Source organism: Streptomyces sp. NPDC047049, from assembly GCF_040643995.1.
GTDB classification, from domain to species: domain Bacteria; phylum Actinomycetota; class Actinomycetes; order Streptomycetales; family Streptomycetaceae; genus Streptomyces; species Streptomyces mooreae.
The window spans coordinates 162,888-175,135 of record NZ_JBEYVM010000007.1 but is presented as its reverse complement, the minus strand read 5'-3'; the positions used below and the strand labels follow the sequence as shown (position 1 = coordinate 175,135).

The window sequence follows — 12,248 nt, the reverse complement described above, 5'->3', positions numbered from 1 at the left end:
TTGCCGGATGTGACAAGGCAGCTTTCCGCAGGCCCTTTCCCGACCTTTGATGACGCGAGGCAAGCAGCAGTGAAGACGACGACGATGTTCCGCAACATAGCCAACCCGCGGCGCACCACCCTGGCTCACCTCAACGACGCCGGCGAGCTCGGCACCGAGGCACTCCAGGCGCCGGAGCACACCGTCGACCTGCCGGCCCAGACCGCCAACCCCCGCCGCACCGTCCTGATGGACGCGCCCGCGCAGGACGTCCCGGCGTAAAGCGTCACCGGATCGGCAGCGGCCCCGCGATAGCCTGGAGTGTCAACTCCGGCCAGTGATCAATTGAGGGGCAGCGGCAACCCGTGCGCATCGCCAGATTCTCCATCGACGGCAACGTCGGCTTCGGCGTCCTCGAAGGCGACGAACTCGACGTCATCAAGGGGCATCCCTTCGCAGAATTCGAGCGCTCGGGCCAGAAGGTCCCCCTCGACAAGGTCCGGCTGCTGCCGCCGGTCCTGCCCAACAAGGTCGTGGCGATCGGCCGCAACTACGCCGATCACGCCGCCGAGCTGGGCAACGCCGTCCCGGACGTGCCGGTCACCTTCTTCAAGCCGTCCACCTCGGTGACCGGCCCCGGCGACCCCATCGCGTACCCCTCCTTCTCGCAGGAGGTGCACCACGAGGCGGAGCTCGCCGTCGTGATCGGCCGCATGTGCCGGGAGGTGCCCCGCGAGCGCGCCAAGGACGTGATCCTCGGCTACACCTGCGCCAACGACGTCACCGCACGCGATGTGCAGCAGCGTGAGAAGCAGTGGGCCAGGGCCAAGGGCTTCGACAGCTCCTGCCCCCTCGGCCCCTGGATCGAGACCGGGCTCACCCCCGAGGACATCGCCGCGGGCCTCGCCGTCCAGTGCACGGTCAACGGCGAACAGCGCCAGCTCGGCCGCACCAGCGACATGGTCCGCCGGGTCGAGGACCTGATCGTCCACATCACCGAGGCGATGACCCTGCTCCCGGGCGACGTCATCCTCACGGGCACCCCGGCCGGGGTCGGCCCGCTCAACGTCGGCGACGAGGTCGCCGTCACCATCGAAGGCATCGGCACTCTCACCAACAAGGTGATCAAGCGTGGCTAACGCGACCCCCGGCACCCCCGTCCGCGTCCGTTTCTGTCCCTCCCCGACCGGTAACCCCCATGTCGGCCTGATCCGTACCGCCCTGTTCAACTGGGCCTACGCACGGCACAACAAGGGCACCCTGGTCTTCCGGATCGAGGACACCGACGCGGCCCGCGACTCCGAAGAGTCCTACCGCCAGCTGCTGGACTCCTTCCACTGGCTCGGCTTCGACTGGGACGAGGGCCCCGAGGTCGGCGGCCCGCACGCGCCCTACCGCCAGTCGCAGCGCATGGACCGCTACCAGGACATCGCCGGCAAGCTGCTCGCGGCGGGCCACGCCTACCACTGCTACTGCACCACCGAGGAGCTGGACGACCGCCGCGACGCGGCCCGCAAGGCCGGCCGCCCCTCCGGTTACGACGGCACCTGCCGCACGCTCACCGACGAGCAGAAGGCCGCGTACGAGGCCGAGGGCCGGTCCTCCATCGTCCGCTTCCGGATGCCCGACGAGCCGATCACCTTCACCGACCTGGTGCGCGGCGAGCTGACCTTCTCCCCGGAGAACGTCCCGGACTACGGCATCGTCCGCGCCAACGGCGCGCCCCTCTACACCCTCGTCAACCCCGTCGACGACGCCCTGATGGAGATCACCCACGTCCTGCGCGGCGAGGACCTGCTCTCCTCCACCCCCCGCCAGATCGCCCTCTACAAGGCGCTGATCGAGCTGGGCGTGGCCAAGGAGATCCCGGCCTTCGGCCACCTCCCGTACGTCATGGGCGAGGGCAACAAGAAGCTCTCCAAGCGCGACCCGCAGGCGAACCTCAACCTCTACCGCGAGCGCGGCTTCCTCCCCGAGGGCCTGCTCAACTACCTTGCGCTGCTCGGCTGGTCCTTCTCGGCGGACCGGGACCTCTTCTCCGTCGCCGAGCTGATCGAGAAGTTCGACATCGCGGACGTCAACGCCAACCCGGCCCGCTTCGACCTCAAGAAGGCCGAGGCGATCAACGCCGACCACATCCGCCGGCTGGACGTGAAGGACTTCATCACGGCCTGTGAGCCCTGGCTGAAGGCCCCGCACGCCAACTGGGAGCCCGCGGACTTCGACGAGGCCGCCTGGCAGGCCATCGCCCCGCACGCCCAGACCCGCCTGACCGTCCTCTCCGACATCACCGCCAATGTCGACTTCCTCTTCCGCAAGGAGCCGGTCGAGGACGAGGCGTCCTGGACGAAGGCGATGAAGGGCGACCCGGTCGCGCTGCTCACCACGGCCCGCGCCAAGCTCGAAGCCGCCGAATGGACGTCCGGCCCCGAGCCCCTGAAGGAGGCCGTCCTGGCCGCCGGCGAGGAGCACGGCCTCAAGCTCGGCAAGGCACAGGCCCCCGTCCGGGTGGCGGTCACCGGCCGCACGGTCGGCCTGCCCCTCTTCGAGTCCCTGGAGATCCTGGGCAAGGAGCGCACCCTCCAGCGCATCGACGCGGCCCTGGCCAAGCTGGCCGGCTGACCCGGCAGCACTGCCCACGGGCCCGGACGCCGCACGGCGTCCGGGCCCGTCGCCTGTCCGCGGCGCTCGGTACATTGCCCCTATGCCCGTGCGCGCTGTCCTCTGGGACCTCGACGACACCCTCTTCGACTACACCGGCTCGGACCGGGCGGGTGCGCTGCGCCACCTCCGGGCCGAAGGGCTCCTCGCCGCCCACGGTGGCGAGGAGGCGGCCCTGGAGCGCTGGCGGACGGTCATGGAGACCGAGTTCGCCCGTTTCCTCGCCGGCGAGGTGGGCTTCCTCGATCACCGCAGGGCCCGCGCCCGGACGTTTCTGGGCACCCCGCTCCTCTCCGACGCCGAGGCCGACGCCTGGTTCGGCCGGTACATCGCCCACTACGAGGCGTCCTGGGTCCTCTTCCCGGACTCCGCGCCCGTACTGGAGGCGCTGACGCCGCTGGTACGGCAGGCGGTGCTGTCCAATGCCGCCACCGCGGGCCAGGAGCGCAAACTGGCCGTCCTCGGGATCCGTGAATCCTTCGAGGCGGTGCTCTGCGCCGATGAGCTGGGGTACGCCAAGCCGGCCGCGGAGGCATTCCACGGCGCCTGTAAGGCGCTTGGCCTAACCCCCGGCGACGTGGTCCACGTGGGCGACAAGCTCGGCATCGACGCGCTCGGTGCCCGGGATGCCGGGCTGAGCGCCGTATGGCTGGACCGTGCGGGCACTGGGGAGGAGGCTGGGGAGGAGCCGCCTCCGGGGGTGCGGCGGATCATGAGTCTGGCGGAGCTCCCCGAGCTGTTGCGCGGAACTATCGGTTTTGGTGCGCCGTCCACGATCAGGTAATGTTCTTCCTGCGCCGCCCGAGAGGGCCGAAAGGCCCGGCCGGAAAGCGCAGATCAAATCAAGCCCCCCACAGGGGGTTGCGCTTTGATGGCCTATGGTGTAATTGGCAGCACGACTGATTCTGGTTCAGTTAGTCTAGGTTCGAGTCCTGGTAGGCCAGCTCGCAGAGCTCATCTGCAAGGCCCCCGTTGTGTAGCGGCCTAGCACGCCGCCCTCTCAAGGCGGTAGCGCCGGTTCGAATCCGGTCGGGGGTACAGATCCTTCCCAGGGGGACAGTCCGGGTCGCACCCACTGTCGTTCATGCAGGATCGCTAGGGCCCCCGTTGTGTAGCGGCCTAGCACGCCGCCCTCTCAAGGCGGTAGCGCCGGTTCGAATCCGGTCGGGGGTACTGGTCTAAACCACCATGGGCTATGGTGTAATTGGCAGCACGAGTGATTCTGGTTCATTTAGTCTAGGTTCGAGTCCTGGTAGCCCAGCGCGGTGTGTCCTCGGGACACGTCAACTGCAGGAAAACTTGCCCCCGTTGTGTAGCGGCCTAGCACGCCGCCCTCTCAAGGCGGTAGCGCCGGTTCGAATCCGGTCGGGGGTACAACACGAAGAAGCCCCCCGCATCATGCGGGGGGCTTCTTCGCGTCAACTGCCGCTGCTGAAGCGCCGGTTGGACTCCTCCGACTCGGCCAGCCGGCGCAGGCTCAGCAGCACCGGCTCGTAGAGCACGGTCAGGGCCACCGCCGCCTCCACCTGCTCCTCCGGCGTCCCGAACTCCTCCAGCAGGTCCAGGTCCGCGACGGCGAGGTGTTCCGCCTGGCGTGCGTACGGCAGCAGATGCGCGGTGTCGCAGACGTAGCCGAGGCGGTGCAGCGCCGTGAGGGCGGTGACGAGCATGCCGAAGGCGGGCGAGGTGGCGAGGCCGGCGCGCCAGTCGAGGCGTTCCAGCAGTTCGGTGGCGGTACTCCGGGCGACGGTCGTCGCGGGGTCCGATTCGTCGGGCTCCGGGCCGCAGCGGTGCGGAGTTGGCTGCTGGTGTTCCGGGCGATGCCGCGCATGATCAAGGAGCTGGCCCGTGACCGGGGCCGCGGCCTGCTGGGCTTCCGCCCGCTCCTCGGGCTCCCCAGGAACCTCGGCGTCATCCAGTACTGGGAGTCGAAGGAGAAGCTGCCGGCGTACGCCGCGGACCAGGACGGCGAGCACCGGCCGGCCTGGGCGGCGTTCAACCGGCGGGTGCGCGAGGGGCACGGCAAGGTGGGCCTCTGCACGAGACCTTCGTCGTCCCGGCGGGCTCGTACGAGAGCGTCTACGTCAATATGCCGCCGTTCGGGCTGGGGGAGGCCCGGGGGACGGTGGCGGTCGGCCGCCGCGGGGAGCGGGCCGCGGACCGGATGGCGGCCTGAGCTTCCGGGGCGGCCCCGCGCGGATGGTCCGCGCGGGGCCGCGGTCGACAGGGGCGCCTGGCCCGGCCCGGCCCGTCGCGGGGTACTCGGTCCGTGGGTGGTTTTGCGGTGTCGTGACCGCAGCCGGCAGCGGCCCCTGCCCCGGCCCACCCCGTCGCGGGGCACTCAGCCGTTGCGCCGCAGGCCCTCGGAGAGGCGGGCTGCCGCGTCGATGACTGCCTGGGCGTGCATCCGGCCGGGGTGGCGGGTGAGCCGTTCGATCGGGCCGGAGACCGAGACGGAGGCCACCACGCGGTTGGAGGGGCCGCGTACGGGGGCGGAGACCGAGGCCACGCCCGGCTCGCGCTCGCCGATCGACTGGGCCCAGCCGCGGCGCCGGACGCCGGAGAGGGCGGTGGCCGTGAAGCGTGCGCCCTGCAGTCCGCGGTGCAGCCGCTCGGGCTCTTCCCAGGCCATCAGGATCTGGGCGGCCGAGCCCGCCTTCATGGGGAGCGTGGAGCCGACCGGGACGGTGTCCCGCAATCCGGACAGCCGTTCCGCCGCCGCCACGCAGATCCGCATATCGCCCTGCCGGCGGTAGAGCTGGGCGCTTTCGCCCGTCACATCGCGCAGATGCGTGAGCACCGGGCCGGCCGTGGCCAGCAGGCGGTCCTCGCCGGCCGCCGCGGCCAGCTCGGACAGGCGGGGGCCCAGGATGAACCGGCCCTGCATGTCCCTCGCCACCATCCGGTGGTGTTCCAGAGCCACGGCCAGCCGGTGGGCCGTGGGTCGTGCGAGCCCTGTCGCCGCGACCAGCCCGGCGAGGGTGGCCGGACCGGACTCCAGAGCGCTCAATACCAGAGCTGCCTTGTCGAGAACGCCGACGCCGCTAGAGTTGTCCATGCAACGATACTCGCGTCTCACACTGTGAAACGCAAGTTCAATTTTCCGGGGAAGTCGTCAATCTGTAGGTGTGGCCCTGGACCAGGGCCCGGCGTAAGGCCCGGCAGGGGGATTTCTGCGGGCATCGCGCACGGACGAGAAAGGCCGGCGATGCGGCCGGCCGGAGGGAAAGCGATGGGACGGACACTCGCGGAGAAGGTCTGGGACGACCATGTCGTCCGGCGCGCGGAAGGCGAGCCCGACCTTCTCTTCATCGATCTGCACCTGCTGCACGAGGTCACCAGCCCGCAGGCGTTCGACGGCCTCCGCAAGGCCGGCCGCCCGGTGCGCCGCACGGACCTGACCATCGCCACCGAAGACCACAACACCCCCACCCTCGACATCGACAAGCCGATCGCCGACCCGGTCTCGCGCACCCAGCTGGAGACGCTGCGCAAGAACTGTGCGGAGTTCGGCGTCCGGCTGCACCCGCTGGGCGATGTCGAGCAGGGCGTTGTCCACGTCGTGGGACCGCAGTTGGGACTGACCCAGCCCGGCACCACGGTGGTCTGCGGTGACAGCCACACCTCCACCCACGGAGCCTTCGGCGCGCTGGCGTTCGGCATCGGCACCAGCCAGGTCGAGCACGTCCTGGCCACCCAGACGCTGCCGCTGGCGCCCTTCAAGACCATGGCGATCACCGTCGACGGTGAGCTGCCCGAGGGCGTGACCGCCAAGGACCTCATCCTGGCGATCATCGCCAGGATCGGCACCGGCGGCGGCCAGGGCTACGTCCTGGAATACCGCGGCCCGGCCATCGAGAAGCTGTCGATGGAAGCCCGGATGACCATCTGCAACATGTCGATCGAGGCGGGCGCGCGGGCGGGCATGATCGCCCCCGACCGGACCACCTTCGACTACCTGCAGGGCCGCGACCACTCGCCCCGGGGTGAGGACTGGGACGCCGCCGTCGCCTACTGGAAGACGCTGCGCACCGACGACGACGCGGTCTTCGACGCCGAGGTGCGCATCGACGCCTCCACGCTGGCCCCGTTCGTCACCTGGGGCACCAACCCCGGCCAGGGCGCACCGCTTTCGGCGAGCGTCCCCGACCCCGCTTCGTACGAGGACGCCTCGGAGCGCTACGCCGCCGAAAAGGCCCTGGAATACATGGGGTTGACGGCGGGTCAGCCGCTGCGGGACATCAAGGTGGACACCGTCTTCGTAGGTTCGTGCACCAACGGCCGTATCGAGGACCTGCGCTCGGCCGCCGCGATCCTGGAGGGGCGCAAGGTCGCCGACGACGTCCGCATGCTGATCGTGCCCGGCTCGGTCCGGGTCTCGCTGGAGGCCGTCGCCGAGGGCCTGGACAAGGTCTTCACCGCGGCGGGCGCCGAATGGCGGCACGCGGGCTGTTCGATGTGCCTGGGCATGAACCCCGACCAGCTGGCGCCCGGCGAGCGCTCCGCGTCGACCTCCAACCGCAACTTCGAGGGCCGGCAGGGCAAGGGCGGGCGCACGCACCTGGTCTCGCCGCAGGTTGCCGCCGCAACGGCGGTTCTCGGCCATCTGGCCTCACCGGCCGACCTGTCCGATGTCGCCGTCGCCACGCCCGCGGGAGTCTGAGAACCATGGAAGCCTTCACCACCCACACCGGCCGGGCCGTCCCGCTGCGCCGCAGCAATGTCGACACCGACCAGATCATCCCTGCTCACTGGCTGAAGAAGGTCACCCGCGACGGCTTCGAGGACGGGCTGTTCGAGGCCTGGCGCAAGGACCCGCAGTTCGTCCTCAACCAGGAGCGGTACCAGGGCGCCACGGTGCTGGTGGCCGGCCCCGACTTCGGTACCGGCTCCTCGCGTGAGCACGCCGTCTGGGCGCTGCAGAACTACGGCTTCAAGGCCGTCATCTCCTCGCGGTTCGCGGACATCTTCCGGGGCAACTCCCTCAAGAACGGGCTGCTGACGGTGGTCCTGCCGCAGGAGACCGTGGACCGGCTGCAGCAGCTGCTGGAGGCCGACCCGGCCGCCGAGGTGACCGTTGACCTGGTCGGCAGGCAGGTACGCGCCGAGGGCATCAGCGCCGACTTCGAGCTGGACGAGAACGCCCGTTGGCGCCTGCTGGAGGGGCTGGACGACATCAGCCTCACCCTTCGGGAGGAGCCGGCCATCGTGGAGTACGAGGCGAACAGGCCGTCGTTCAAGCCGCGTACCCTCGAGGTCTGACCTCGGGGTTTATGGCTCAAAGCTATATTGCGTACGATGCGCCCCCTGTGCAGTTGGCAGGGGGCGCTTCTGCTTGCCGAGGCCGCTGTTGAGGCCCCGTGAAGCGACAACTCGCCGCAGATGGCACAATTAGCGCATGGAACGCGACGACCAACTCGAGCTCTACGGTCTCGTCGCCGACCGGCTCAAGGACGCGCATACAAGAGTGCGCACACTGCAAGTCCCGGAGGGCGTACGGATGGCGCTGACCCGGAAGCTGCTCGTCATCACGGCCGCGGCTAAACACGATCTTGCGGACGCGGCAAGGCGTCTGGAGTGGTTCATGGAAGACCTCGACGAAGGTCGTTATCCCGAAGATGTGCGCGCCGACGGAAGTCCGTGAAGGTCGAGTTCGTTGCGGCACAAGGGTGATTAGCCCGTTTCGTGTTTGATTTGCGGTATATATCTGCCTAACGTGCGAAAAAGCTTGGAAACTTTCGTTCCAGCAATGTCTCCGAAGGGGAAGACGTGAACAAGGCGCAGCTCGTAGAAGCCATTGCCGACAAGCTCGGCGGCCGCCAGAACGCCGCGGACGCGGTGGACGCCGTACTGGACGCAATCGTCCGTTCAGTTGTCTCCGGCGACCGCGTTTCGGTCACCGGATTCGGCTCGTTCGAGAAGGTCGACCGCCCCGCCCGCTACGCCCGCAACCCGCAGACGGGTGAGCGCGTGCGGGTCAAGAAGACCTCCGTGCCGCGCTTCCGCGCCGGTCAGGGCTTCAAGGACCTGGTCAGCGGCTCGAAGAAGCTCCCCAAGGGCGGAGAGGTCTCGGTCAAGAAGGCCCCCAAGGGCAGCCTCACCGGCGGTACGGCCATCAAGAAGGCCGCCGCCAAGAAGGCCACCGCCAAGAAGACCGCCGCGAAGAAGGCGACGGCGAAGAAGACGACGGCGAAGAAGACCACCGCGGCGAAGAAGACCACGGCGAAGAAGACGACGGCGAAGAAGGCCGCCACGAAGGCCACCGCCAAGAAGGCGGCCCCGGCCAAGAAGACCACCGCGAAGAAGGCCACCGCGAAGAAGACCGCCCCCGCCAAGAAGGCGACGGCGAAGAAGGCCCCCGCGAAGAAGGCCACCGCACGCAAGACCACCGCCAAGAAGACCACCGCGCGCAAGCGGTAATGCAGCAGCGGCGACGCCACGCGTCGGGCCGGTCTCCCTTCGGGGAGCCCGGCCCGCGGTGCGTTCGGGGCCCTTCACGGGCGGCCACCTGCCCGGCCCTTTGCGGGTTCTCCCGGTCCACGGGCGGGAGGAGGGGGCCGGGGCCGCTCGTCTAGGCTTTCTCCCATGCAGGCCACCGCGTATACGTACGACTCCCAGACCCGCTCCGGCAGCGTGCTGCTCGACGACGGCACCCCGCTGCCCTTCGACGCGGCGGCCTTCGACGCCGGCGGTCTGTTGCTGCTGCGGCCCGGTCAGCGCGTCCGTATCGACGTCACCGGCGAAGGGGACGACCGGCATATCGCCCTGATCACGCTCCAGACGCTCTGACCGGTCCCGCTGCGGGGGCCTTGACCGATCGACTCCGGACGCGTTGGCCGATCGCACCCCGGACGCGTTGAGCGATCACGCCCCGGACGCTCTGACCTGCGGCGGCAGCAGCCGCGAGGAGCCGTCCGGCGCCTCGGTGACCGTGGCGGACCGGCCCGCCACGCCCGCCAGATGCGGCGCCTGGAGCGCCGTGTGCGGGCCCACGCCCAGTGCCAGCGCGGCCAGCAGATCCTCGCCGGTGTCCACGTCCCGGCGTACCGAGGGCACCGTGGACGTGATGATCTCCCGGGCGCCGGATGCCAGGTGACGGGCCCGGGACGCACCTCCGAATGCCGGTTCCAATTCCACGCCGGAAGTCGCGGTCAGAAGTGTTGTCCCGATATCCGCCGCATCCGCGAGAAATGCACGGGGAAATAGCGAAGCGGAATGGAGCACCTGTTCCAGCTCGGCGGGGCGCAGCGCCGGAAGATCGGCGTTCAGCGCGGCGACCGCCGCGCCCGGGCGACGCGCCCGGACCGCGCCCGCGCCATGGGCCAGCGCCGCGTTGAGCCCGCCGGCCGGTGTGTCGGGCACGATGCGCGCGCCCAGCGCCGCCAGTCGCTCACCGGCCACCCGGTCGTCCGTGACAACCGCCACATCCCGGACGTCCTTGCAGGCCAGCGCCGCTGTCACGGTGTCCAGGGCGAACGCGAGGGCCAGACGTGGCCGAAACTCCTCCCCAGCGGCCCGGGAGAGCCTGCTCTTGGCCCGCAGCAGCGGTTTCAGCGGTACCACCAGGCTCCAGCCCACATCCGCTCCGTCTCGTCGCATCGGCGCCATTGTCACCTGCTGCCGCCGCTCTCCGGGAGCGGCGGGGTTACGGTGTCCTCGACATAGCGGGTACCTGGGGCGACACTTGTGCGGCTGCCGGCCCGCAGCAGCTTTGCAGGTCCCACAAGGAGGGTGTCCCAGTGTCCCGCCGCAGAATCGGCTTCTGGTACCGCTTGGCCGCGGTCATCTGCAAACCGCCGCTCTTGGTTCTGTTCAAGCGGGACTGGCAGGGAATGGAGCACATTCCGGCCGACGGCGGATTTATCACCGCGGTCAACCACAACTCGTATCTTGATCCGCTCTCCTATGCGCACTATCAGTACAACACCGGGCGGGTCCCCCGATTCCTCGCCAAGGCCGGGCTCTTCAAGAGCGGCTTTGTCGGCCTGATGATGCGCGGCACCGGGCAGATCCCCGTCTACCGGGAAACCACCGACGCCGCCACCGCCTTCCGCGCCGCAGTCAGCGCCATCGAGAAGGGCGAATGCGTCGCCTTCTACCCCGAGGGCACCCTCACCCGCGACCCCGAGCTGTGGCCCATGCAGGGCAAGACCGGTGCGGCCCGGGTGGCATTGCTGACCAAGGCGCCGGTCATTCCCGTCGCGCAGTGGGGCGCCAACGACGCGATGCCGCCGTACGCCAAGGAGAAGAAGCTCCGCCTCCTGCCGCGCAAGACGCTGCGGGTGCAGGCCGGGCCGCCGGTCGACCTGAGCGCGTTCTACGACCAGGAGCCGACCGCCGAGGTGCTGCGGGCCGCCACCGAGGTCATCATGGCCGCGATCACCGAGCAGCTGGCCGTCGTGCGCGGCGAGCCCGCGCCGGCCGAACCGTACGACTGGCGCAAGGCGATCGCCCGGGAGCGCCGCGCCGCCCGGGAAGCCGCCAAGGCGGTTCAGGGCGCCGCTGCGGACCGGGCTCCCGCCGAGCGGGCCGCCGCCCCGGAACCGGCCGTCGGCCCGCAGCAGGCCCGAAGCACCCAGCAGGCACAGGAGGATGAAAGCAAGTGACGCGCTGCGCCGTCTACGGCACGGGGTCCTGGGGTACCGCCTTCGCGATGGTGCTCGCCGACGCGGGATGCGAGGTGACCCTGTGGGGACGCCGTACGGCCCTGGTCGACGCCATCAACAACGGCCGTACCAACCCCGACTACCTGCCGGGGGTCGAGCTGCCCGCGTCCGTACGGGCCACCACCGACCCGGCACAGGCGGCGCGCGGCGCGGAGTTCGCGGTGCTGGCGGTGCCCGCCCAGACGCTGCGCGGCAATCTCGCCGAATGGGCGCCGCTGCTGCCCGACGGGACGGTCCTGGTCTCCCTGATGAAGGGCGTCGAACTGGGCACGGCCAAGCGCATGAGCGAGGTCATCGAGGAGGTGGCCAAGGTCCCCGCGGAGCGCGTCGCGGTGCTGACCGGGCCCAACCTCGCCAAGGAGATCGCCGCCCGGCAGCCCGCCGCCGCCGTGGTGGCCTGCGCCGACGAGGCGGTCGCCCGGCGCTTCCAGACCGCCTGCCACACCTCGTACTTCCGCCCGTACACCAACACCGACGTGGTGGGCTGTGAACTGGGCGGCGCGGTCAAGAACGTCATCGCACTCGCCGTCGGCATCGCCACCGGCATGGGCCTGGGCGACAACGCCAAGGCGTCCCTGATCACCCGCGGTCTGGCCGAGACCACCCGGCTCGGCCTGGCCATGGGCGCCGACGCGCACACCTTCGCCGGGCTGGCCGGCATGGGCGACCTCGTCGCCACCTGCTCCTCGCCGCTGTCGCGCAACAACACCTTCGGCACCAACCTCGGCCGCGGGATGACGCTGCAGGAGACCATCGCGGTCACCAAGCAGACCGCCGAGGGTGTCAAGTCCTGCGAATCCGTACGGGATCTGGCCCGCAGGCACGGCGTGGACATGCCGCTCACCGAGACGGTCGTGGAGATCGTCCACGAGGGCAAGCCGCCGATGGTCGCCCTCAAGGAACTGATGTCGCGCAGCGCCAAGTCCGAACGGCACTGAAACC

The 12,248-nt window shown here is 69.9% G+C and carries 14 protein-coding genes, 5 tRNA genes and 2 pseudogenes; 18 read left to right on the top strand and 3 right to left on the bottom strand.

The genetic code is table 11. The annotated features are described in order from the left end of the window. Window positions 1-69: 69 nt before the first annotated feature. From ABZ851_RS18825 to ABZ851_RS18785, 9 genes are all read left to right on the top strand, one after another. On the top strand, window positions 70-261 hold the full coding sequence (locus ABZ851_RS18825; RefSeq protein ID WP_088800241.1) for a hypothetical protein: 192 nt from the start codon (window positions 70-72) through the stop codon (window positions 259-261). An 83-nt stretch (window positions 262-344) separates the two neighbouring features. Then, on the top strand, window positions 345-1,118 hold the full coding sequence (locus tag ABZ851_RS18820) for a fumarylacetoacetate hydrolase family protein (protein ID WP_311622768.1): 774 nt from the start codon (window positions 345-347) through the stop codon (window positions 1,116-1,118). Then, entirely contained in the window at window positions 1,111-2,601 is a 1,491-nt protein-coding gene (gene gltX / locus ABZ851_RS18815) for a glutamate--tRNA ligase (protein WP_361128569.1), read from the top strand. Before ABZ851_RS18820 ends, gltX begins: the two co-directional genes overlap by 8 nt. 82 nt (window positions 2,602-2,683) lie before the next feature. Continuing rightward, entirely contained in the window at window positions 2,684-3,424 is a 741-nt protein-coding gene (locus ABZ851_RS18810) for an HAD family hydrolase (protein ID WP_361128566.1), read from the top strand. 88 nt (window positions 3,425-3,512) lie between these two features. After that, a tRNA-Gln gene (locus ABZ851_RS18805) sits at window positions 3,513-3,584 on the top strand. A 21-nt stretch (window positions 3,585-3,605) separates the two neighbouring features. Continuing rightward, window positions 3,606-3,678: transfer RNA gene (locus ABZ851_RS18800), tRNA-Glu, on the top strand. A gap of 62 nt (window positions 3,679-3,740) precedes the next feature. Then, window positions 3,741-3,813 (top strand) — tRNA-Glu (locus ABZ851_RS18795). Between the two features lie 16 nt (window positions 3,814-3,829). Further along, window positions 3,830-3,901: transfer RNA gene (locus ABZ851_RS18790), tRNA-Gln, on the top strand. Between the two features lie 40 nt (window positions 3,902-3,941). Beyond that, window positions 3,942-4,014: transfer RNA gene (locus ABZ851_RS18785), tRNA-Glu, on the top strand. A 44-nt stretch (window positions 4,015-4,058) separates the two neighbouring features. Here the strand turns inward: ABZ851_RS18785 and ABZ851_RS18780 are convergent. After that, a pseudogene (locus tag ABZ851_RS18780) lies at window positions 4,059-4,436 on the bottom strand (transcriptional regulator); the annotation flags it as partial. A gap of 24 nt (window positions 4,437-4,460) precedes the next feature. On the opposite strand from ABZ851_RS18780, the pseudogene ABZ851_RS18775 reads away from it, so the two are divergent. Both ABZ851_RS18775 and ABZ851_RS18770 read left to right on the top strand, forming a co-directional pair. Continuing rightward, window positions 4,461-4,613 (top strand): annotated as a pseudogene (locus ABZ851_RS18775) (DUF4188 domain-containing protein); the annotation flags it as partial. Then, the gene (locus ABZ851_RS18770) at window positions 4,562-4,816 is read left to right on the top strand and encodes a DUF4188 domain-containing protein (protein ID WP_361128922.1); all 255 of its coding nucleotides are present in this window, start codon (window positions 4,562-4,564) and stop codon (window positions 4,814-4,816) included. The pseudogene ABZ851_RS18775 and the gene ABZ851_RS18770, both read left to right, overlap by 52 nt. Window positions 4,817-4,981: 165 nt before the next feature. On the opposite strand, the gene ndgR is transcribed toward ABZ851_RS18770, so the two are convergent. Further along, window positions 4,982-5,698 carry an IclR family transcriptional regulator NdgR gene (ndgR, locus tag ABZ851_RS18765; RefSeq protein ID WP_088800245.1) on the bottom strand — a complete coding sequence of 239 codons (717 nt, stop codon included), beginning with the start codon at window positions 5,696-5,698 and terminating at the stop codon, window positions 4,982-4,984. A 174-nt stretch (window positions 5,699-5,872) separates the two neighbouring features. Here ndgR and leuC point away from each other — a divergent pair, with 174 nt between their 5' ends. From leuC to ABZ851_RS18740, 5 genes are all read left to right on the top strand, one after another. Continuing rightward, window positions 5,873-7,303 (top strand): 3-isopropylmalate dehydratase large subunit, encoded by a 1,431-nt coding sequence (gene leuC / locus ABZ851_RS18760; RefSeq protein WP_336050046.1) that lies wholly within the window; start codon window positions 5,873-5,875, stop codon window positions 7,301-7,303. Between the two features lie 5 nt (window positions 7,304-7,308). Further along, entirely contained in the window at window positions 7,309-7,902 is a 594-nt protein-coding gene (gene leuD / locus ABZ851_RS18755; RefSeq protein WP_336050044.1) for a 3-isopropylmalate dehydratase small subunit, read from the top strand. Between the two features lie 136 nt (window positions 7,903-8,038). After that, complete coding sequence (locus tag ABZ851_RS18750) at window positions 8,039-8,284, top strand: hypothetical protein (protein ID WP_088800248.1); 246 nt, start codon at window positions 8,039-8,041, stop codon at window positions 8,282-8,284. Window positions 8,285-8,409: 125 nt separating this feature from the next. Further along, complete coding sequence (locus ABZ851_RS18745; RefSeq protein WP_088800249.1) at window positions 8,410-9,060, top strand: HU family DNA-binding protein; 651 nt, start codon at window positions 8,410-8,412, stop codon at window positions 9,058-9,060. Between the two features lie 165 nt (window positions 9,061-9,225). Further along, window positions 9,226-9,429 carry a hypothetical protein gene (locus ABZ851_RS18740; RefSeq protein ID WP_088800250.1) on the top strand — a complete coding sequence of 68 codons (204 nt, stop codon included), beginning with the start codon at window positions 9,226-9,228 and terminating at the stop codon, window positions 9,427-9,429. A 75-nt stretch (window positions 9,430-9,504) separates the two neighbouring features. On the opposite strand, the gene cofC is transcribed toward ABZ851_RS18740, so the two are convergent. Then, complete coding sequence (cofC, locus tag ABZ851_RS18735; protein ID WP_361128559.1) at window positions 9,505-10,239, bottom strand: 2-phospho-L-lactate guanylyltransferase; 735 nt, start codon at window positions 10,237-10,239, stop codon at window positions 9,505-9,507. A 140-nt stretch (window positions 10,240-10,379) separates the two neighbouring features. Here cofC and ABZ851_RS18730 point away from each other — a divergent pair, with 140 nt between their 5' ends. Together ABZ851_RS18730 and ABZ851_RS18725 are read left to right on the top strand one after the other, a co-directional pair. Continuing rightward, the gene (locus ABZ851_RS18730) at window positions 10,380-11,246 is read left to right on the top strand and encodes a lysophospholipid acyltransferase family protein (RefSeq protein ID WP_088800252.1); all 867 of its coding nucleotides are present in this window, start codon (window positions 10,380-10,382) and stop codon (window positions 11,244-11,246) included. Further along, entirely contained in the window at window positions 11,243-12,244 is a 1,002-nt protein-coding gene (locus ABZ851_RS18725) for an NAD(P)H-dependent glycerol-3-phosphate dehydrogenase (RefSeq protein ID WP_336050041.1), read from the top strand. Before ABZ851_RS18730 ends, ABZ851_RS18725 begins: the two co-directional genes overlap by 4 nt. Window positions 12,245-12,248 lie beyond the last annotated feature (4 nt).